The 17,537-nt window shown below is 67.3% G+C and carries 28 protein-coding genes; 22 read left to right on the forward strand and 6 right to left on the reverse strand.

Features of this window, described 5'->3' with window-relative positions:
* Positions 1–11 precede the first annotated feature (11 nt).
* The 15 genes from ACZ1JS_RS05430 to ACZ1JS_RS05500 all read left to right on the forward strand — a co-directional run bounded on the left by ACZ1JS_RS05430 (position 12) and on the right by ACZ1JS_RS05500 (position 12,328).
* Positions 12–356 (forward strand): DUF2190 family protein, encoded by a 345-nt coding sequence (locus ACZ1JS_RS05430; protein WP_261268030.1) that lies wholly within the window; start codon positions 12–14, stop codon positions 354–356.
* A 54-nt stretch (positions 357–410) separates the two neighbouring features.
* A complete protein-coding gene (locus tag ACZ1JS_RS05435; protein ID WP_465168053.1) occupies positions 411–1,544 on the forward strand; it encodes a DUF2190 family protein in 1,134 nt (377 codons plus the stop codon).
* The gene (locus tag ACZ1JS_RS05440; RefSeq protein ID WP_261268028.1) at positions 1,544–1,768 is read left to right on the forward strand and encodes a hypothetical protein; all 225 of its coding nucleotides are present in this window, start codon (positions 1,544–1,546) and stop codon (positions 1,766–1,768) included. Before ACZ1JS_RS05435 ends, ACZ1JS_RS05440 begins: the two co-directional genes overlap by 1 nt.
* Before the next feature lie 2 nt (positions 1,769–1,770).
* Positions 1,771–2,106 (forward strand): hypothetical protein, encoded by a 336-nt coding sequence (locus ACZ1JS_RS05445; protein ID WP_261268027.1) that lies wholly within the window; start codon positions 1,771–1,773, stop codon positions 2,104–2,106.
* Positions 2,107–2,162: 56 nt separating this feature from the next.
* Positions 2,163–2,621 carry a hypothetical protein gene (locus ACZ1JS_RS05450; protein WP_465168054.1) on the forward strand — a complete coding sequence of 153 codons (459 nt, stop codon included), beginning with the start codon at positions 2,163–2,165 and terminating at the stop codon, positions 2,619–2,621.
* Positions 2,622–2,635: 14 nt separating this feature from the next.
* The gene (locus ACZ1JS_RS05455) at positions 2,636–3,397 is read left to right on the forward strand and encodes a hypothetical protein (RefSeq protein ID WP_465168055.1); all 762 of its coding nucleotides are present in this window, start codon (positions 2,636–2,638) and stop codon (positions 3,395–3,397) included.
* A gap of 68 nt (positions 3,398–3,465) precedes the next feature.
* Positions 3,466–3,870 (forward strand): hypothetical protein, encoded by a 405-nt coding sequence (locus tag ACZ1JS_RS05460; RefSeq protein WP_465168056.1) that lies wholly within the window; start codon positions 3,466–3,468, stop codon positions 3,868–3,870.
* Between the two features lie 95 nt (positions 3,871–3,965).
* Positions 3,966–4,145 carry a hypothetical protein gene (locus ACZ1JS_RS05465; RefSeq protein WP_465168057.1) on the forward strand — a complete coding sequence of 60 codons (180 nt, stop codon included), beginning with the start codon at positions 3,966–3,968 and terminating at the stop codon, positions 4,143–4,145.
* A gap of 67 nt (positions 4,146–4,212) precedes the next feature.
* The gene (locus ACZ1JS_RS05470) at positions 4,213–6,546 is read left to right on the forward strand and encodes a tape measure protein (RefSeq protein ID WP_465168058.1); all 2,334 of its coding nucleotides are present in this window, start codon (positions 4,213–4,215) and stop codon (positions 6,544–6,546) included.
* Positions 6,543–7,049 carry a hypothetical protein gene (locus ACZ1JS_RS05475; protein WP_465168059.1) on the forward strand — a complete coding sequence of 169 codons (507 nt, stop codon included), beginning with the start codon at positions 6,543–6,545 and terminating at the stop codon, positions 7,047–7,049. Before ACZ1JS_RS05470 ends, ACZ1JS_RS05475 begins: the two co-directional genes overlap by 4 nt.
* Positions 7,046–8,902, forward strand: coding sequence for a hypothetical protein (locus ACZ1JS_RS05480; RefSeq protein WP_465168060.1), 1,857 nt, complete (start codon positions 7,046–7,048; stop codon positions 8,900–8,902). Before ACZ1JS_RS05475 ends, ACZ1JS_RS05480 begins: the two co-directional genes overlap by 4 nt.
* The gene (locus ACZ1JS_RS05485; RefSeq protein WP_465168061.1) at positions 8,899–9,498 is read left to right on the forward strand and encodes a hypothetical protein; all 600 of its coding nucleotides are present in this window, start codon (positions 8,899–8,901) and stop codon (positions 9,496–9,498) included. Before ACZ1JS_RS05480 ends, ACZ1JS_RS05485 begins: the two co-directional genes overlap by 4 nt.
* Complete coding sequence (locus ACZ1JS_RS05490; protein WP_465168062.1) at positions 9,498–11,447, forward strand: hypothetical protein; 1,950 nt, start codon at positions 9,498–9,500, stop codon at positions 11,445–11,447. The genes ACZ1JS_RS05485 and ACZ1JS_RS05490 overlap by 1 nt, the downstream gene beginning before the upstream one ends.
* Positions 11,444–12,037: a hypothetical protein gene (locus ACZ1JS_RS05495; RefSeq protein WP_465168063.1), complete on the forward strand. Its 594-nt coding sequence runs from the start codon at positions 11,444–11,446 to the stop codon at positions 12,035–12,037. Before ACZ1JS_RS05490 ends, ACZ1JS_RS05495 begins: the two co-directional genes overlap by 4 nt.
* Before the next feature lie 39 nt (positions 12,038–12,076).
* A complete protein-coding gene (locus tag ACZ1JS_RS05500) occupies positions 12,077–12,328 on the forward strand; it encodes a hypothetical protein (protein WP_465168064.1) in 252 nt (83 codons plus the stop codon).
* On the opposite strand, the gene ACZ1JS_RS05505 is transcribed toward ACZ1JS_RS05500, so the two are convergent.
* Together ACZ1JS_RS05505 and ACZ1JS_RS05510 are read right to left on the reverse strand one after the other, a co-directional pair.
* Positions 12,329–12,628, reverse strand: a complete 300-nt coding sequence (locus ACZ1JS_RS05505) for a hypothetical protein (protein ID WP_465168065.1) — start codon at positions 12,626–12,628, stop codon at positions 12,329–12,331.
* Positions 12,628–12,930, reverse strand: a complete 303-nt coding sequence (locus tag ACZ1JS_RS05510) for a hypothetical protein (RefSeq protein WP_465168066.1) — start codon at positions 12,928–12,930, stop codon at positions 12,628–12,630. Before ACZ1JS_RS05510 ends, ACZ1JS_RS05505 begins: the two co-directional genes overlap by 1 nt.
* Positions 12,931–12,995: 65 nt before the next feature.
* On the opposite strand from ACZ1JS_RS05510, the gene ACZ1JS_RS05515 reads away from it, so the two are divergent.
* The 7 genes from ACZ1JS_RS05515 (at position 12,996) to ACZ1JS_RS05545 (ending at position 15,591) form a co-directional block, all read left to right on the forward strand.
* Positions 12,996–13,199 (forward strand): hypothetical protein, encoded by a 204-nt coding sequence (locus ACZ1JS_RS05515; RefSeq protein WP_465168067.1) that lies wholly within the window; start codon positions 12,996–12,998, stop codon positions 13,197–13,199.
* Complete coding sequence (locus tag ACZ1JS_RS05520) at positions 13,199–13,399, forward strand: hypothetical protein (RefSeq protein WP_465168068.1); 201 nt, start codon at positions 13,199–13,201, stop codon at positions 13,397–13,399. Before ACZ1JS_RS05515 ends, ACZ1JS_RS05520 begins: the two co-directional genes overlap by 1 nt.
* Positions 13,400–13,412: 13 nt before the next feature.
* Positions 13,413–14,078: an ERF family protein gene (locus ACZ1JS_RS05525; RefSeq protein ID WP_465168069.1), complete on the forward strand. Its 666-nt coding sequence runs from the start codon at positions 13,413–13,415 to the stop codon at positions 14,076–14,078.
* 42 nt (positions 14,079–14,120) lie between these two features.
* Positions 14,121–14,657 (forward strand): TIGR02594 family protein, encoded by a 537-nt coding sequence (locus ACZ1JS_RS05530; protein ID WP_465168070.1) that lies wholly within the window; start codon positions 14,121–14,123, stop codon positions 14,655–14,657.
* Positions 14,654–14,896 carry a hypothetical protein gene (locus ACZ1JS_RS05535; RefSeq protein WP_465168071.1) on the forward strand — a complete coding sequence of 81 codons (243 nt, stop codon included), beginning with the start codon at positions 14,654–14,656 and terminating at the stop codon, positions 14,894–14,896. The genes ACZ1JS_RS05530 and ACZ1JS_RS05535 overlap by 4 nt, the downstream gene beginning before the upstream one ends.
* 94 nt (positions 14,897–14,990) lie before the next feature.
* Positions 14,991–15,386: a hypothetical protein gene (locus tag ACZ1JS_RS05540; protein ID WP_465168072.1), complete on the forward strand. Its 396-nt coding sequence runs from the start codon at positions 14,991–14,993 to the stop codon at positions 15,384–15,386.
* Positions 15,387–15,438: 52 nt separating this feature from the next.
* Positions 15,439–15,591: a hypothetical protein gene (locus ACZ1JS_RS05545; RefSeq protein WP_465168073.1), complete on the forward strand. Its 153-nt coding sequence runs from the start codon at positions 15,439–15,441 to the stop codon at positions 15,589–15,591.
* On the opposite strand, the gene ACZ1JS_RS05550 is transcribed toward ACZ1JS_RS05545, so the two are convergent.
* From ACZ1JS_RS05550 to ACZ1JS_RS05565, 4 genes are all read right to left on the reverse strand, one after another.
* Positions 15,588–15,815, reverse strand: coding sequence for a hypothetical protein (locus ACZ1JS_RS05550; RefSeq protein ID WP_465168074.1), 228 nt, complete (start codon positions 15,813–15,815; stop codon positions 15,588–15,590). The two genes, ACZ1JS_RS05545 and ACZ1JS_RS05550, sit on opposite strands and share 4 nt — an antisense overlap.
* Entirely contained in the window at positions 15,815–16,090 is a 276-nt protein-coding gene (locus ACZ1JS_RS05555) for a hypothetical protein (RefSeq protein ID WP_465168075.1), read from the reverse strand. Before ACZ1JS_RS05555 ends, ACZ1JS_RS05550 begins: the two co-directional genes overlap by 1 nt.
* A 199-nt stretch (positions 16,091–16,289) precedes the next feature.
* Positions 16,290–16,835, reverse strand: coding sequence for a DUF3780 domain-containing protein (locus ACZ1JS_RS05560; RefSeq protein ID WP_261268005.1), 546 nt, complete (start codon positions 16,833–16,835; stop codon positions 16,290–16,292).
* Positions 16,832–17,308, reverse strand: a complete 477-nt coding sequence (locus ACZ1JS_RS05565) for a hypothetical protein (protein ID WP_465168076.1) — start codon at positions 17,306–17,308, stop codon at positions 16,832–16,834. Before ACZ1JS_RS05565 ends, ACZ1JS_RS05560 begins: the two co-directional genes overlap by 4 nt.
* Between the last annotated feature and the right edge of the window lie 229 nt (positions 17,309–17,537).

The raw sequence follows: 17,537 nt of genomic DNA on the forward strand, positions 1-17,537 counted from the left end.
GAACGACCACCATGCGCAGCTACGACTCCCCCGGCACGGTCATCACCGTGCTCATTCCCGAAGCGGACTGGGTCAAGTATCCGGTCGGCGACCTCAACGTGCAGATCGGCGACCTCGCCGGCGTGACGCAGGGGCCGGTCAACACGATCGATGGCGGTCTGCTCAACGTCTGCGTGTCCGAGGTGTACAACCGCTCGGTCACCAGCGCCAACGCCGTGACGGCGGGTGCCAAGGTCTATCTGAAGGCCGACGGTACGCTGACGACCACGCAGGCCGATGGCCCGCACTTCGGCCACACGCTCGACGCTATCGCGGCCGGCAAGACCGCCGACGTCCGCGTCAGGCTGCTCGGCTGAGCAACCTGGGGCCGGTCACTGCCGGCCCCTCCATCCTCCCGCGCGAGATCGACCATGCAGAGCTACGCCAGCCCCGGACGCGTCATCACCATCGTCAACGCCGGTCCCGGTGCCGTCGAGGTGCGCCGCGATCAGCCGTACCGCCTCGGCAGCCTGATCGGCATCACCCAGCATGGTGCTGCGGTCGATGCCGACCTGAACTTGTGCGTCGAGGGCATGTACGACCAGATGGTCGATCTCGCGCCGGGTGTCGCCGCCGTCGAGGCCGGATCCCCCGTCCACATGGCGACGGACGGCACCTGGACGCTGGTCGCCGGTCTGACCGACACCGCCGCGCACGTATCGTTCGGCATCGTGACCGAGCGCATGACCCGCCGCCGCGTCGTGCAGGTCAAATTGATGCCGGTCGCATCCGCGTCCGCCGGCGGTGGTGGCGGGACCGATCCCGCGCTGATCACCCGCGTCGGTGCCGCCGAGGACGCGATCCTGGTGCTCGACGAGCGTGCCGACGGCGCGGACGCAAAGATCGCCGCGTTGCAGGCCGGTGGCGGTGGTGGCGGCTCGTCCCAGTCGAAGATGCTCGCCATCGGTGGCTGGACCTGCGGGCCGAGCTACACCGATGGGCAGGCGCGTTTCGTCACCAGCTACGGTGTCACCGGCCAGCCGATCCGGGGTAACAAGCTAGTCTCGAACAACGCGGACGAGTTCGTGTGGCCCGCGTCGCGCGATGGCGTCGAGCCGGCCAGTAAGAGCTACATCAAGGCCGTGAAGGGTGGCGTGTACGAGATCTTCATCTCGGCCAGAATGCCTCAGGAGATCGACTTCCCGCCGAACGTCGGCCTCGAGTTTCGATACTCCATCTGGAACGCCGCTGGTGCGTCGCAGGCCGACAACATTCCGATCAGCATCGGCGTCGGTCCGTACGCGGACGGCTATGGCACCATGGGTCCCAGCAACGGCTTCCGCGAACTGTCGATCATGCGACTGCTCGCCATGCCGGGCGGCTATGTGTCTGCGCGGGGTCTGATCTACCTCTCTCCCGGGTTCACCATCGCCCTGTCTGGGGCAACGTACAAGGGTCCTGCGTACAACGGCGACTCCGCCGTGCTGCTCCAGACCTTCGGCTACGACGGCGAGAACGCGTGGCAGAATTCGTACCGTTCCTCGATCATGATCCGGAGGGTCTGATGCCTACCGCCGACGACACCGCGACGCTGCCGAACGTCAGCGAGAACCCCGCGCTCTTCATCGTCTTCACGAAGGTGGGCGGCAAGCTGCAGACCACCCTCGAGGCCGATGCCGATCCGCAGTTCTGGATCGACAAGGGCTTCCGCGTCGAGCCGGCCTGCCCAGGCAAGTACCGCGTCGGTGCCGAGCTGAAGGTCGAATCCTGGCCGGCCGACGAGGCCTGACCATGTCGATCTGGGACCGCATGGTGGCCGTCGGTTTCCGGCACCTCTCAGATCCCGCGCGCTACACGATCGCGGCGACCGGGGAGGTGCGCGACGTCGCCATCATCCCGATCGACGAAGCCGAGACGCACCAGTTCCGCAAGGGCGGCGTCGAGGGCGACACGTCGCGGATCCTCGCGCGTGTTCACGGCGACCAGATGCCCGCCGGCTGGACCGGGCCGGGGGTCGATCGCAACGGCAACCCGGTCGACACCATCCTGCACGAGGGTGCAACGTACCGCGTCCGGAAGCTGCGGACCGAGCGCAACGACGTGTACGTCATCGAGCTGATCGTCTGATCCTCGCACGCTGACCGCCGCCGCACGGGAAGGATCGGTGCCCGTACAATCACCGCATGCACATCAGGCGGCAACTGCGCGAGGCGATCGTCACCACCCTGGACGGGATCACGGGGACGCGCGTGCTGACCACGCACCGCCTCGAGGTCGCGGCCGAGTTCGCCGCCGGCGGCGAGCGCGTCATCATGGTGTACCATGTCGCCGATCTCGAGCCGCAGCGCCTAAACGCCGCGATCCAGGGTGCCCGGCCGACCCATCGCGGTTTCGCCTTCGGCGTCGCCCTGATCGTGAACGACACCGCCGCCGAGGATGGCGTGTTGGACGACGTCAGCGTCGAGGTCGAACGCGTACTGCTTTCCGATGAATCCCCGGTCCGCCGCATCGCCACCCGCGACGTGAAGCTGGCCGGCGGCGAGATCGACATCTTCGGCGGCAAGCACCCGGCTGTCGCTCTTCCGTACATCTTCGAACTGGTCGTCCCGATGGTCGAGGGCGTGCCGGACCGCAAGGGCTGAAAGGAGCCACGACCATGAGCACGTTCAACCTTGACCCCAAGACGATGGACGAAGTCGTCCAGGGTCGCGCCGTTCTGGCGTTCAAGTTCAATGTCGGTACGCCGCAGGAGGAGGAGGTTCACGCTGGCATCGTCACCGTGGCGAACATTTCCGGCGAGGACGAGCCGACCGACGTCTGGTCGCCGAACGGCGAGTCCCGCGTCAAGGTCGGCCAGCTCCCCGGCGAGCGGTCCTTCACCTTCGGCTACACCACCCAGTCGATCACGCCAGACGTCCGCGTTCTGGCGGCAATGGGCCTAAAGCGCGACGGCGGGCTGCCGGCTATCCCGAACTGGGAGAAGGAGATCGACAAGCCGGTCCCCGGCCGTCGCATCGACCTCGGTCGTCCGATCCCTGACGCTGCCGTGCCGAACATGGCAAAGGGCGAAAACTACGACCTGATCGAGAACGACGAGGTCATCCTGTTCAAGGTCGTTCCCGCTGCCACCCCGGCCAAGATCAAGATCACCGGCACCGCCGCCGCCATCCCCGGCGCGATCGTCGCCGACATGGGTCGGTCGCCGACCCGTAAGGTGTCGATGGTGCTGCGCTCGTTCGAGACGGATAAGCGTCCGTATCGCATCGATATGCCGCTCGGACTCCAACGGATGTCGGGCGAGTTCGGTCTGATCGGCGAGAACGACGCAATCGAGGCCGAGATCGAGGTCGAGCTGCTCGCAGACCAGACCGGCAGCTTCGGCAAGCTCACCGTCTACCCGGCCAAGCCCCAGGCATAACCCCGCGACCGAGCGCCCGGTCGGCTTCGGTCGGCCGGGCCATCGCGCTCTGACAGGACACGACGATCATGCCCGCCACCACCACCTACGCCTCCATCTACGACCTGGCCGCGCCCGATCACGGTGTTGAGGTTCAGGGCAAGACGATCCGCATCGTCAAGCTGGGCCCGTCGAAGATGGTGCCGCTGCTCAAGCGCTTCCCCGAGATGCGCCAGATCGAACAGCTGCAGTTCGCCGCCGACGGCGACATCGACCTCGCCGATCTCGATGCCGACAAGCTGGAGAAGCTGGGCCGGCTGGTGGAGTTCAACAACGCCATGTGCGCCGCAGCGCTCGGCCACCTCAACGATGCCGAGATTGAGGCGATGGTGGACGAGCAGTTCACCGACGACGAGAAGATCCGCATCATCACGGCTGCGCAAGAACTCGCGACTGGGAAGGCAGACGAGGGTTTTTCGACGCGCTCGGCCTGAAGCTGCCCACGGCCGGGCGCGCCAAGGGCAAGGGCCGTTCGGTCGAGCCACCGACTCCGCTGGCGATTGCTATCGGGTGGGCGGTCGAATTGCGCATGCGTGGCCTCCAGTCGCCTGATCCGATGGACATGAGCTTCGCCGAGATCTGGACCCACTGGCGCGCACTGCGGGGCATCGATGCGCAGCGGACGTACGCCGACGCGCTGAGCGGTCGCCTCGCCCAAGCCGATGGGAAAATGTTCGGCAAGTTCCAGAAGGAGATGGGGCATGGCTAGGACGCCAGACATCGCGGTCAAGGTCCGCGCCGACGGCGTCACGCGCACCATCGCCACGTTCAAGGCGATGCAGGCGACCGTCGCCCGTTCGCTGGCGTTGATCGGCAAGGCGGCGGAAACGGCTCAGTCTTCGCTCGACACGCTTTCCAAACCGATCCGCATCACCGTGCGCGGCCTTCGCGATGTCACGCGTACCGCCGTCGGCCTGGCGACGCTGGCGGCGGCGTTGGCCGGCATCGAGGGATCGAAGGATCTCGACGCCGGCGCGGCCGTGAATTCGATGAAGGCGGGGCTTAAGGTCGCCGTCGATCAGACGGCCGAGCTGACCGACAAGGTCGCCGAGCTTCGCGAACAGTTGAAGACGCTGCCGGCGAACAGCGACCAGTTCGGCGTGATTCGCGCACGCATGTGGCAGCTGGAGGACCAGCTCGCCGCAGGTCGCGACGTCGACAAGGTCGTGCAGAAGCAATGGCAGGAGCTCGTCACTACGGCGAACAGGCTTGGCGTCGAGGTGGCCAGCATCGGTCCCGCCTTCGTCGGTTTGGCCAACGCGACAAAGGGCACCGCCGCCGCCGGCGAGACGACCAAGCGGACGTTCCGCGGCATGATCATGGCCGGTGCCGCGCTGGGCAGATCGAACGAGGAGGTCGAGGGCTCGCTGCTCGCGCTCCAGCAGATTGCCGGCAAGGGTAAGGTCAGCATGGAGGAGCTGCGCGGTCAGCTTGGCGAACGGCTGCCCGGCGCCATGAACATCGCCGCGCGCGCGATGGGCACCGATCCGGCAGGCCTGGAAACGATGGTCGCCAAGGGTCTGGACGCGTCCATCTTCCTCGACAATTTTTCGCGCCAGCTCGAGAAGGAGTTCGCTCCCGAGGCGGAGAGGGCTGCGACGCGTCCGCAGGCTTCCTTCAACCGGCTGAAGAACAGCATCTTCCTCGCCCGTTCCGAGATCGCGAACGGCGGTCTTTCGCAAAGCCTGGCACGCATCGCGCAAAACGCCACCGTGATGGTCGATCGCATGGCGCAGTCAGGGCAGCTTGCCAGGATCGGTGCGCAGATCGGTGCGGCGCTTGAAAGACTCCCCGGCATCCTGATGGACGTCGGCGAGCGGTTGATGCTGCTCGGTCGCTACGCCCGCGAGTGGTGGCGGCAGATGGGCGTCGCCATCGGCATGGACATGACCGGCTGGGGCGATAGGACCGCCGGCAGCCTGAGCACCGTGCTCGATGTCGTGAAGCAGCTGGCGTTCGACATCCCCGGGATCATCTACGCGCTCCGCATGGCGTTCTCCGGCCAGGACGAGAACGTCGCCCAGCGCTACGCCTGGATTCTGCCGATCCGCGACCTGATCATGAACCAGATCATCCCGGCGTTGCAGAAGGTGCCGCAGTTCATTCGCGAGTGGGGTCCGGCGTTCATGGCGGCGGGCAAGACCGTGATGAGCATCATGGAGTCGATCCACGGCATCATCATGACCGTGTTCGGAAACGAGACCGGGCGGAAGATCATCGCCTTCCTCGTCATCGCCAAGATCGTCGGCCTTCTCAACCTGCTGGGGGGTGCGCTCAGCATCGTGTTCGCCGGCATCCGCCTGCTCGCGATCGCGGTCGTCGTCAGCAGGATGATGGCGGCGTTGAACGGCGTCGCAGCGGGGGCCGGTGCGGTCGCTCAAGCGGTGCGCGTCCTGTTGATCGTGCTGCGGTATCTCCGCGTTGCGCTTCTGATCTTCTCGCTACCGGCCGGCGTCATCGTGCTCGTGATCGCGGCACTCGCTGCGCTGGTCTATGCGATCTATGCCAACTGGGACACGATCAAGGTCTACCTGGCTGCCGCAGTCGCTTGGATCGGCGAGAAGTTCGCCAGCCTGATCGACACTTTCAAGTCGGTCGGTGGCGCGATCCTCGACTGGCTGAAGTGGCCGTTCGTGCAGGCGTGGGAGTTCATCAGCGGCATTTTCGAGAAGATCCGCAAGCTGTGGAACAGCGCTAGCTGGTCGAACCTCCTCAAGGGCGGCGAGATCGTCATCTCCAGCGCGAAGAAGGCCATCGGACTGGCGACGGGCGGCTACCTGGGACGTGGCCCTGGTACCACTACGTCGGACAGCATCCCCGCGATGCTTTCGCGCAACGAGGGTGTGATCAACGCCAGGGCGACCGACCACTACGGGGGCAAGGCGTTCATCGACGGTCTCAACACCATGTCGCTGCCGCGTGTCGGCACCGGGGCAGAGGTCATCGAGGTACAATCCAGCGGCACGGGTCGCCCGATGAGCTTCGTCATGCCGGGCGTCGGCGTCGCCAGCGGCCGCGTCGACGACGAATTCGCGGACGGCATGAAGCGTGTGTTCGATCGCGCCACCGCCGGACGTGCCCGGCAGGCAAAGCCGAGGGGGCATAGGTGATGGATCTGTCGCGCGTCGTCCCGAGCATCAACGGGCGGATCATCTCCCTCGCCGCGCATCGCGGCGTGACGATGAGCTACAGCTCGATCGACGGCGTGCCGAAGCCGCGCCGCGACGTGAACTGGACGCTTCGCGCGTCGTCGCGCGGTCGCCTGCCGTCACGCATGTTCGCGGTCGATCTGTCCGGCGGCTTCGCCGTCCAGCCGCTGTCGCTCGTGGAGGGCGACATCATCACGCTCGACTGCACTCTGCCGCTGGTGGAGACCGGCTTCGTCGCCGCTGCCGCCCTGCGCCGGACGCCGGTGCCTCGTAGCGTTGAGTACCTGACCGCCGAGGGCAGGGTGATCCCGCTCGCCGCCGACTGGCCGCAGGCGTACGAGACGCGCTGGTGTCCGCGCCTGACCATGATGGTGGTCGACTTCAGCTACAGCGGCAATCCCCTCGCGGCGGAATCCACCTGGTCGTACAGCCTCGAAGAGGTCGAGGCGGAGGCGACGCCATGACCGGCGCGCCCGTCCAGCTCGGTCGCATCTGGGCGCGCCTGTGCGACGAGAGCCGCAACTGGTCGGCGGAGGCGGACCGCGTCTTCGATCTGCCGACCTACGACGTGACCATCTCCGAGGACGAGGGCGAGTTCCCCGTGCTGGAGATCGCGTTCGAGAACCGTGGCGTCGGTATCGACACGCTGGTCGGCGGTCGCCCGCGCATCCTGCTGTCGGTCGACAGGCTCGATTCCGACCTGAAGCGCGTCGACACCGTGCTGCTGTTCGACGGTACGCTCGACGATGCCGGCGACGTGGAGATGGGCGGCGAGGACGTGACCCTGCGCTACGAAGCCCGGCGGGACGACTGGCAGGCGCTGCGTGACGCCGTACTCGCTACCATCGCCCTGCCGTTCGCGGATCCGTGCGCGGGCGATCTGTCCGATCCGGTCGAGCGGCTGGACGCCATCCCGTCGCTGGTGTGCTGGTCGAGAACCACGCGTCGACCGGTCCTGTCCTCGGCGATCGTCGGCGGTGGTGGTACGCACCACGACATCGGTACCCGTCATGTGCAGGGCGCGTGTCGCGTCCGCCGCAACGGCAAGCCGCTCGGCCGCGTCGACGTGGTGCTGTCGGCCGAATGGACCGAGCGCCGCATCAAGGATTTCGACGTCGGCGAGATGATTGTGGCAGCGGCCGGCGGCGAGCTGTCCACCCTCGCGCCCGAGGATCTGGCGAAGGACTGGGCGAAGCCGGGCAGCGACTTCAGCGGCGGATACATCGTGGCCGACGCCGATCTCGAGATGCTTGACCCGCCCCAGGGTGCGAACGAGGTCGTCGAGTTCGCACAGGCGGCAGCGGCCGCGCGCACGTTCCGGCCCGGTGCGACGCAGCCTCAGGCCGTGCGGCTTCGCCGGTACTGGCTCAAGCCGGTCCTGTCCCTCGGCGCGACCAGCGAGACGAAGCGGCGCGAGGAGGTGCGGTTCAGCGTGTACAACGCAGGGCAGGGCGCATCGACCGACAGCGAGACGATCGAGATTAAGCTGGACCGGCTGCAGCTCGACCTGGCCGTGCCCGACTGGCAGCCGAACATCCACTACGCCCAGGGGGCGATCGTGCGCTTCGCCGGCTTCATCTGGCGCTCGCTCAAGCCGCACGACGCGACGGAGTCTCTCTGGATCGACCGCGTCTATGAGGACGATCTCGGTCGCAGGGTGTACCGCTGGGAGCTGGTGATCGCCGACGGTTCGCCGCTCGGCTCACCGATGGCCGTGTCGTTCTTCAACACCGTACGTGGCTGGCTGTCCATCGATCACGCTGCGGCCGCTGCGGCTCAGCGGCTCGCCTACAGCCAACGCAACTGGGAGGTGGAGATCGAGGTCGAGCCGCTGGACGTGCTCGGTATCTCGACGCGCGACACCATGCGCGTCGTCGCCCCCGGCATCATCCCCGGGGAGGGCGGCGAGGTCGTCGGCAAGGTGAAGAGCTACAGCCTGAAGCTGTCGGCCAACCAGGCGACGTGCACCGTCTCCCTCGCCGTCAGCAGCGGCTCCGGACGCGCCGGCGGAACCGGCGGGCGCGTCGTGGCGTGGGGGCCGAACTGGTCGCGCGTCGCCTACGCCGCTCCGGCCTATGTCGCACCGTACGCTCCGCAGATGGGCATCGCCAAGGTGACCGTCACCAACGACGCACCTGCGCAGATCGCACACCTCCAGCAGGCGGCGGCGGACGGGCGCGATCTCGGAGATGCGCTGGACGAGGTGCCGACCTCGATCCGCGTGACCGTGCTGCCGACCGGCGGCGGAGAGACCGTCATGCCTATCATGATCGCCGTCTCGCCCTACCAGGGCTTCCGCGGGATCTCGACCAGATGATCGACGACGCAATCCGTCAGTTCCAGGAACCGCCGCGCCAAGCGGGTGCGCAGGTGCCGACGCCCGCACCGTCGCGCGCCGCGCCGTCCGTCGCCACCATGGGCCGGGACGCACCCGCACCCGTGCGCAGGCAGCGGATCGAGGCGCGGCTGCTGACCACGTCAGGATCTGCGCACACCGAGACCGGCAATGTCTGGCACCATACGCCGCAGCTCGAGATGGAGATCGGCACCTTCAACGAGCAGGCGTACGTCATCAACGCCAGCGGTTCGATCGTCGTGGATCCCAAGATCGCGAACGTCTGGAACATCAGCCTGGCGGGGACGGCAACGATCTCGTTCGCACCGCCGGCGGTGATCCCTCAGGATCAGATCGATGCGGGCCGCGATCGCAACCGCGTCTCCGGCATCGTGCTGCGCGTCATCCGCAACGGCAACGATTACGCCTTCTCCGGTGTCGAGGTGCCGCTCGGTACCAAGGACCGCACGCGGGCCGACGCCAACCGCGACAAGTGGGTGGCCGACTGGTGGGGCGGTCCGGATCTCGGCAGCAACTGGGAACTGCAGCTGGTCGCGTCCGGCTACGAGGCCGGCTGATGCTCTGGCGCAAGCTGCTGATGGCCGGCGTCTCCGCTCCGGCCGTGTCGACGCACTGGATCATCCCCGGCGGTCGCATCCTGACGCTGAAGGACGGCACGCTGATCACGGTCGATCCGGCCGACGGCTGGCCGCAGTGGAGCGATGCCGGCGATCCCTTCCGTGATGCCGAGGGACGATACGGCACGTACGAGCAGCTCAACCATGGCGGCGGCGTCGGCGAGGCGCGCACGATCCGGCTGCGCGACAAGGGCAGCGACCGGCAGGCTCCGCGCTCGCTCGGTCCATACCGGGGCTGGGCTTCCGAGAACGTCGCGATCGGCATGTCCTCGACCGGCATCGGCGACTCCGGCAACCCGTTCGGCTATTCGCGCCCCAGCTGGTCGCTGTCCGGCCGGAACGGCAGCACGGACACCGGCGCGACGGCGGATTGGCCGTGGGAGCTGCAGAGCAACGGCACCAGCAGCGGGCAGAGCACGAAGCCCGACCACATCATCGTCATCCAGAGCAGCTACATCCCCAACATGGCGTACGGCGAGGGGGTCTGCGTCGCGCGCGACCTGGGTGTCGTCCTGCGCTTGGCCGCGACCGCGATCACCGGGGACAAGTCCACCGATCCGAGCGGTCGGCCATGGCTCGGCTGGACCGTGGACGCCGCCGGCACCGTGCGCCGCATCGCCGACCTCACGCCGGCGCAGGCCCGGCAGCTCGGACGCGACAACGGCTTCGTGCCGCCGAGCGATGCCGTGATCGAGGAGCGCGACCAGTCGTACGGCTGGGAATTCCTGCGACCGATCTCGCCTGTCGGCCTTGACGCCGTGCTGGCGACCGGCTGCCTGCGATATGAGGAGAGCTACGTCCGTCGCGCCACGACCGATGAGCGGACGTACTACACCGTCGGTCGCCCCGGTTACGGCACGAACCACATGGCCGCGCCGCTCGAGGGTACGCTGAACTGGTACCATGCCGCGAACATGCCGCCGATCACGGTCACGGAACGACGCGCCACCTATCTGTTCGTGACGGTCCTGATCCGCGCGGGCGGGATCGCGCAGGTCGGCGTGACCGGCAGCTCGGTCGCACGGTCCACGCGTGTCGACGCGACGGCGAGCCCAAGCACCGGCGAGCCGCTTTCGTTCGACGTCTATCGCCGCCGCGACGGATCGTACGACATCGTGTGGGAGGGGCACCCGCAGTACCGGCAGTTCCGGTATCGGGGCGGCACGTTCCCCACCGAGTTCGTATTTAGCCCCAACGGCTGGCGCACCGCGATCATCTGGCCGGCGTACAGCGCCAGCGGCAGCGTGAACGACGAGGTGCTGGTCGATCACTACATGCCCGTCTGGTTCTATTCGGACAGTCCGACCCTGGGATCGATGCCGCCGCCGAAACCCGACGACTGGGACGAAAAGGAGCAGGGGCCATGGGTCGAGCCGCCGTACGACGTCGACGAGCGGCTCGCCTGGCGGGGCATGCGGTACTGGTGGCCGAACGAACGCGAGTGGCACTGGCAGGACCGTCAGAACGACACCTACGCGGACTCCGGCCGTCTCGGTTACGTCCGTAAGGTGAACCCGCTCTACCCGAGGGGGCCGTACGCCCGCGACGGCGTCGGTCAGTGGTACGGTCGCGGCGACTTCGTCGTGGCCCGCCATCAGGACGGAACGCTCTCCACGCACGAGGCCGGCCGCATCGTGCCGGGGATCCAGTCCGGTCCCGGTGGTGCGCTCAATCCGCATGCCGAGCGGGACGGTCGCAATCCCGTCATGCGTCTGCTGCGCTGGCCGGGGCGACCGAACGCGTTGCGCATGCTGCAGGACGGCTCGTGGGCCTATGCCGCCAACGGCCGGGCATGGTCGGCGATCGGCAGCCTGGGTCCGGCGCAGGGTACGATCTCCGTGGCGGCGACCCTGACCGAACCGGACGGCGCGAAGGCGCGGGAAGCATGAGCGGGGGTAGCATGAGCGGCATGACCGCTCCCGCCGACCATGCCTTCTCGAAGCACGACGTCGAACGCCTCGTTCGTCAGCTCGTGCCCCCGATCGCCAGCGAGACTGCGAAGGCCGTCGCCACCGAAACGGCCAAGGCGGTCGTCACCGAGGTGACGCGGACGCTGTCGACCGAGATTTCGCGCGGCTTCGCCGAGGCCATGACGACGCAGTTCAGGGTGCTCGGCATCGAGACCGGGAGCGCCGAGGCGATCGCCAGGCAGCACCGGCGTAATCAGTTCACCGACGACTGCATCGCCAATCAGGACCTTCATCACCGGCGCATGACCGTCCTCGACGAGATGGTGCGCGATTTCGATCCCGACGACCGGACCTGGGTGCGTGAACAGCGTCGGCGGAAGGAGCGCGACGGCAACACCCTGCGCGAGACGTTCATCCGCTGGATCGTTCCGATCGCCCTCGGCGCGCTTCTCGCCGCCGTCGGCTTCCGGGTCATAGAGGGGAAGACCAGCGTACCGGCGCCGGTCGTCGCGCCGGCGGTCATCGAGCATCGCCCGGCCGAAGCGACGACGCATACGCCGACCCAGTGACCGGCTTGCCTCAATTGCGATAGCCGCTACTCCTGTCGCATGGCGGACGGAAAACGATCATTGTGGGCGGGACCGGCGGCGCTCGTCGCCGGCTATCTGATGTGCAAGGGCGTGGGTGCCGTGCTGCCGACGCGCTGGATCACCGACTACGACGGCAGCTTCACCGGTCTCGGTGCGACGCTGTACTGGATCGTCTTCATCGGAACCGTCGGCATCGTGCTTCACGCCTTCGGCTACACCGGCCGCGACACGCCCGAGCAGGCGAAGCGTCGCGACGATCCCTGGTACTGATCACGGATCGCGCTTGCGCAGCCGGAGGGTGTTCTTCGTGATGCGCTTCACCACGACCCCTTCCATCGGATCGCCCTTGCGCCGCGCCTGATGCGCGAGCGTCATCTTCCTGTTCCACTCGGCATCCGCAGCCTTCTGCTTCTCGGTCTTCGGCAGCTTACGGCCCTTCGGCACCTTGGCGCTGGGTCGGTCTTCGCTCTTCGCGTCGACCGACATGGCCGCAGGCTTGGAGCGGCCACCGATGAAGCCAATCGCCGCGCGGATGATCGACGACCCGCCGTTGTAGCCGCCCTTGCCCATCAGGTGCGCTCGGTCAGCTCGATCCCGCCATCAACCTCGAACTCCTCGTCCTCGTCGACATCGACCGTCGTAAGGTCTGGCATCGTGAACTCGGCCTGCCAGTCGAAAATCTTCTCGACCTTGCTCTGACCTTCACCCGTCCAGACGAGCACGGCACCGCGCTTCGTATCGCCGCCCGTGTTCTGGATGAACTCGACGACCTGCGACTCCGCCGCCTGCTCGAAATCCACGCTGCCTTGAATGTGGCACGTCGCCGACCATTCCTCTGGCTCGCCGATGATCTGTGCGAATACCTTGTGCATCCGGTCCTCCTATCGTCGCATCCTGCCTCCGCACGGGAAGGTGCGCAACGGCCATAATGGTCGCCATGCAGCCGATCGATCGCGCGGTCCTCGAGACCCAGCTCCGCCAGGAACACGAAGCGCGCAACGCGCCCGTCACCCTCAACCGCCACGAGCGGCGTGCCATCGCCGTGATGGAGCGCCGCGAAGCCGCGAAGCGCACCGTCGAACACCGTGCCGCGCCGACGTTTTACGGGACCGCCGGCCACGTCGGCATCATCACCGGCTGATGAGCTGCGTCGCACGCCTGAAGATCGCGCTTGCCGAGGACGATCTCGAGCAGGCGCGCTTCCGCACCAACGAAGCTGAACGCGCGGTCCATGCCGCCGAGGATGCGCTCGCCCGGGCGCGCGAGAACCTGCGCCACGTCCGCACAGCCGAATGGCTGCGTCTGTCCGACCTTCACCGCCTGAAACGCGACCACGCCTGAGGAGGCGACCTTCATGACCACCGGCATCGGCGTATACGCCGCCATCTCCGCCTGCACCGCCGATCTCCTGGGCGGCGTCGCCAAGGACCGCCGCAACAGCGGGCAGGGGTTCAACTTCCGCGGCATCGACCAGTTCATGAACGCCGTCGCGCCGGTCATCGCGCGCAATGGCTTGGTCGTCCTGCCGCGCGTCATGTCGAAGAGGCAGGACGAACGCCAGACGACCAAGGGCGGCGTCATGTTCTACACGCACCTGCACGTCGAGTTCGACTTCGTGGCGGTGGCCGACGGTTCTAAGCACACCGTGGCGACCGAGGGCGAGGCGATGGACAGCGCCGACAAGTCGACCAACAAGGCCATGTCGGCTGCGCTGAAGTACGCGCTGATGCAGGCCTTCATGATCCCGACCGAGGATATGCAGGACGCCGACGCGCACTCGCCCGAGGACGTCCGACCGCGGGCAAAGCCGATCGACCTGTCCGGCGTGACCAACCCTTGGGAGCCGACGAAGGACGCGTTGAAGGCGAAGCTGTTGGCGGCGACCACCACGGGCGCCATCGACGACCTGCGGGCCTCGGACGAATGGACCGGCTTCGTGAAGGGCGTCGGCGTCCCGAACGGCTGGCCTGCGGCACTGGTCGAACTCTCCCGCCGTCGCTGGCGCGAACTCGCCGCCTGAGCCTCGCCGCGCGGGAAGGTCGGCACGGCTCACACTGTGGCCATGACGATCTCGCCCCGCCCCGCCTGGCTGCTTGCCGCCACCGCTCTTCTCGGCACCCGCGAGGCTGCCGGTCCCGCGAACAACAGCACCATCATCGGCTGGGGTAAGCGCCTCGGCGTGAAGGTGCTCGGCATGGTCTACAACGCCGATTCTACGCCCTGGTGCGGTCTGTTCGTCGCGCAGTGCCTCTCGGCCGGCGGCATCGATCTCGCGGCGGAAGGATTCAACCGCATGCGCGTCGCGGTGCGGGCCAAGGCGTGGGCGACCTGGGGCGCGAACCTGCGCACCACCCACCTCGCGCCCGGAGCGATCTTGGTGTTCGAGCGTCCCGGCGGTGGCCACGTCGGCTTCTACTACGGCGAGGACGCGACCGCGTACCACGTCCTTGGCGGCAACCAGAGCGACAACGTGACGATCACCCGCATCGCCAAAGATCGGCTGATCGCCAGTCGCTGGCCGAAGGGCTTACCCGTGGTCGGCGGTCCGGTCCGCATGACGAACATCGCCGGCATGCCGTTGTCGAGGGACGAGGCATGAAGCCGTCGATTCAGCCCGTCGTTGCTTACCTGGCGACGCTAGCCTCGATCGTCGTCCTGACGATCACCGCAGCGGTGGTGGTCGTCCTGGTACCCACTGAGTCCTTGAAGAACGTCGAGGCGGCGCTCGGTTTCGTCGCGGCAGCGGTGACAGGCCTGATCGGCGTGATCGGCACTTTCAGGCCGAAGGCAAGCGGACCGTCCGAGCTCTCCGCCGCGCCGCCGGGAGAGGGCGAATGAGCGCGATGGCCCTGATTTTCATCGCCGGCGTCGAGGCCGGCGTCATCGGCATGGCGCTGCTCGGCCTGTCCATGATCCGCAAGGGAGACTGACGATGCTGACCGCATTCACCTGGGCGCGCGCGATCGCCGCCATCCGTCGCTGGGGCATCCCCGCCATCGTCGCCGCGCTGGTCGGCATCGCGGTCTGGTTCGCGTTCCAGTCGCAGCGGATCGCGTCCGAGCGGGACGCGATGGCGAAGCAGGTCGCGATCTCGCGCCACGCCGAACGGGACGCGCTCCGTCGCGAGCTCGCCGCCCGCGATGCGCGCCGCACCGCCGACACCGCCGCCGAGGCGGCAATCACACGCGCGACCGTCCTCGAGATGGCCGTCTCGCAGCAAAAGGGAATGATCGATGCCCTCGAACAACGGTATGGTGCGACTGCTGTCAGCGATCTCACTCGCGAGCATCTCCGCCGCCTGCGCGCCGCGCAGCGCCCCGCCAGCTAGCGTCGGCATCATCGTCCCGCCCACGCTCCTGCACTGCAAGGGTGAGCCGGACGTGCCAAACCCGGACACGTCGACCGACGTGGATCTCGCTCGTTGGCAGCTGGATCTGATCGCCACCGGATGCGACTGTCGCGACAAGCTCGCCGCGATCCGGGCGTTGCAGGCGGGGTCGAAGCCGCCGGCATCGACCTGCACGGTCCGCTAGCCGCGCCGACCGAGACTGCCGCCGTCAGCAACGATCGCGAACGCCTGCTCGGCCTCGGACAGCGTCGTGAAGGTGAGGGGGTCCGCCGACCCGACCCGGACCTGCCAGAATGGCGCGCCGTTGTAGGAGGACCGGCCTGCGAGAAGACGGACGGCCGTCGCGCCACCCTCGCGGTTCGCGCGTTGGTGGATCCGCAGCTCGCGCGACTTTGCGATGCGTGCCATCAGATTGGCATCCATTCGGCGTGCGGCCAGTCCGCCGCCAGCCTAAGCATCTCGAGTGGGCGGTTGACGCGACCCCACGCGATTGCCTTGCGGATTCCGTCCTCAAGCTGCGCCGGCACGGTGCCTTCTGACGGGGTGCCGATCATCCAGTCCTCCATCATGCGTACGCTTTTTATGGTGTCGTAGGCATACACGGTGCGGACGATGGCCGCCGGGACGATGGCGCCGAGCCGGCGGTTCGCGTCGGCGATGCGCTCAGCGACCTCATCGGTCATGGACCTGCTCATGCCCTATAGCTCCCGTCGATCCTCGCCCACAGCTCGGTTGCGAGCTGGCGATCCTCCTCGGTCGAGGTTTCCGACCGAGGCAGCCGGCCGTCGATGCGCATCCACAACTCCTCGGCGTCGCGGGCACGGGTGCAGGGGGCAGGGCGGCGGCGCACCGAGAACGGGGGGTACGTCTTGAATCCGTGCATCACTTGCCTCCCGTCCTATCGAGCAATTCGAGTTGTGTGCCGACAGCCGGTTCCTTCGACAGCGACGCGATCAGCGCGAACTTGATCGCCTTGCGCCAGCCATAGGCCGGACGGGATAGGTCGCGGTCACGAGCGGCGTACTGGTAGAGGCAGCGGACCTCGCACGGCATGTAGGTGCGCAGCGAATCGAAGGCCTCACGCGCCTGATCCGGCGTGGCGTCATCGATGGCCCAGGCGAGCAGACACGCCTCGGTGCCGAGCAGCCGCTCGACGGGAACGTCGCCGATGATGAGCTTGCCGCGAGGAAAGCCGGCATCCTTCAGGCGACCATTGAGGTGAATCTGCAGGGCGGGTGCGACAGCGGACCACGTCGTCCTCGGCACGATGGCGCGGACGACTGGTTCGTAGATACCCGATGGCCAGCCGTTGCGGCCGTAATCCTCGAGAAGAGTGACGGCAGCATCACGCTGACGCGGGGTGCGGATGAGCCAGCGATGTGCTCCGTCCCAAGTCGGCGCCCCGAAGCCGATGGTTGCGGCGCTCACGACCGCACCTCCGCCCAGTACGTTCGCGCGGCCTTCGTGCCGCCCCGGGCCAGATTCGGAAAGCCGCCGCGGCGACGGTCATAGCGCAGCTGGTTCGCCGTCCACGGCAGGACCGTGACGACGGAACGGGCGTCGTGATCATAGACGAACGGGATCTCGGCATCACCGATCCACGCCAGCCAGAGCGAGGTGCGACGGCCGCGACGATCGTCCGAGGCATGGCCGATCAGCATCAGACCCGGCTGGACAACGACCCCGGTTTCGATCCGCTTGCCGAGGTTCAGCAGGTGCGCGGTGTCGACCACGACGCCGAAGCGCTCGTGAACACGGGCGGCTGCATGCGAGCGCCGCGCCCACTGACGCACCTCGTCGCGGTGTTCGTTGACGAAGGCGATGTGCGCCGTCCCAATCCCCGCTTCCCTGTCCATCTCCGCGTAGCTCACCCGCTGCGCTGCCGTCCTCGGCGTTCCCATGGCCTGTCTCCCGCACGGTCCTCATTACCGCTGCACGAATCATGGGGTCATCTTATGGTCCTTGTCCATACCCTCTCCGAACAGGACCCTGATATTCACGTACCCAGCCACTCATCTAGGAGGTGAAGGTATCCAGAAAAGCGCATGACGTGCACGAGGGGGGTATGGACAGGTCTATATCATCAGGTTCATTGTCCTCCTACGCCCAGCGCTGTGCTGGACCACGAGG

It is taken from the genome of Sphingomonas sp. BL-S-05, assembly GCF_055521695.1.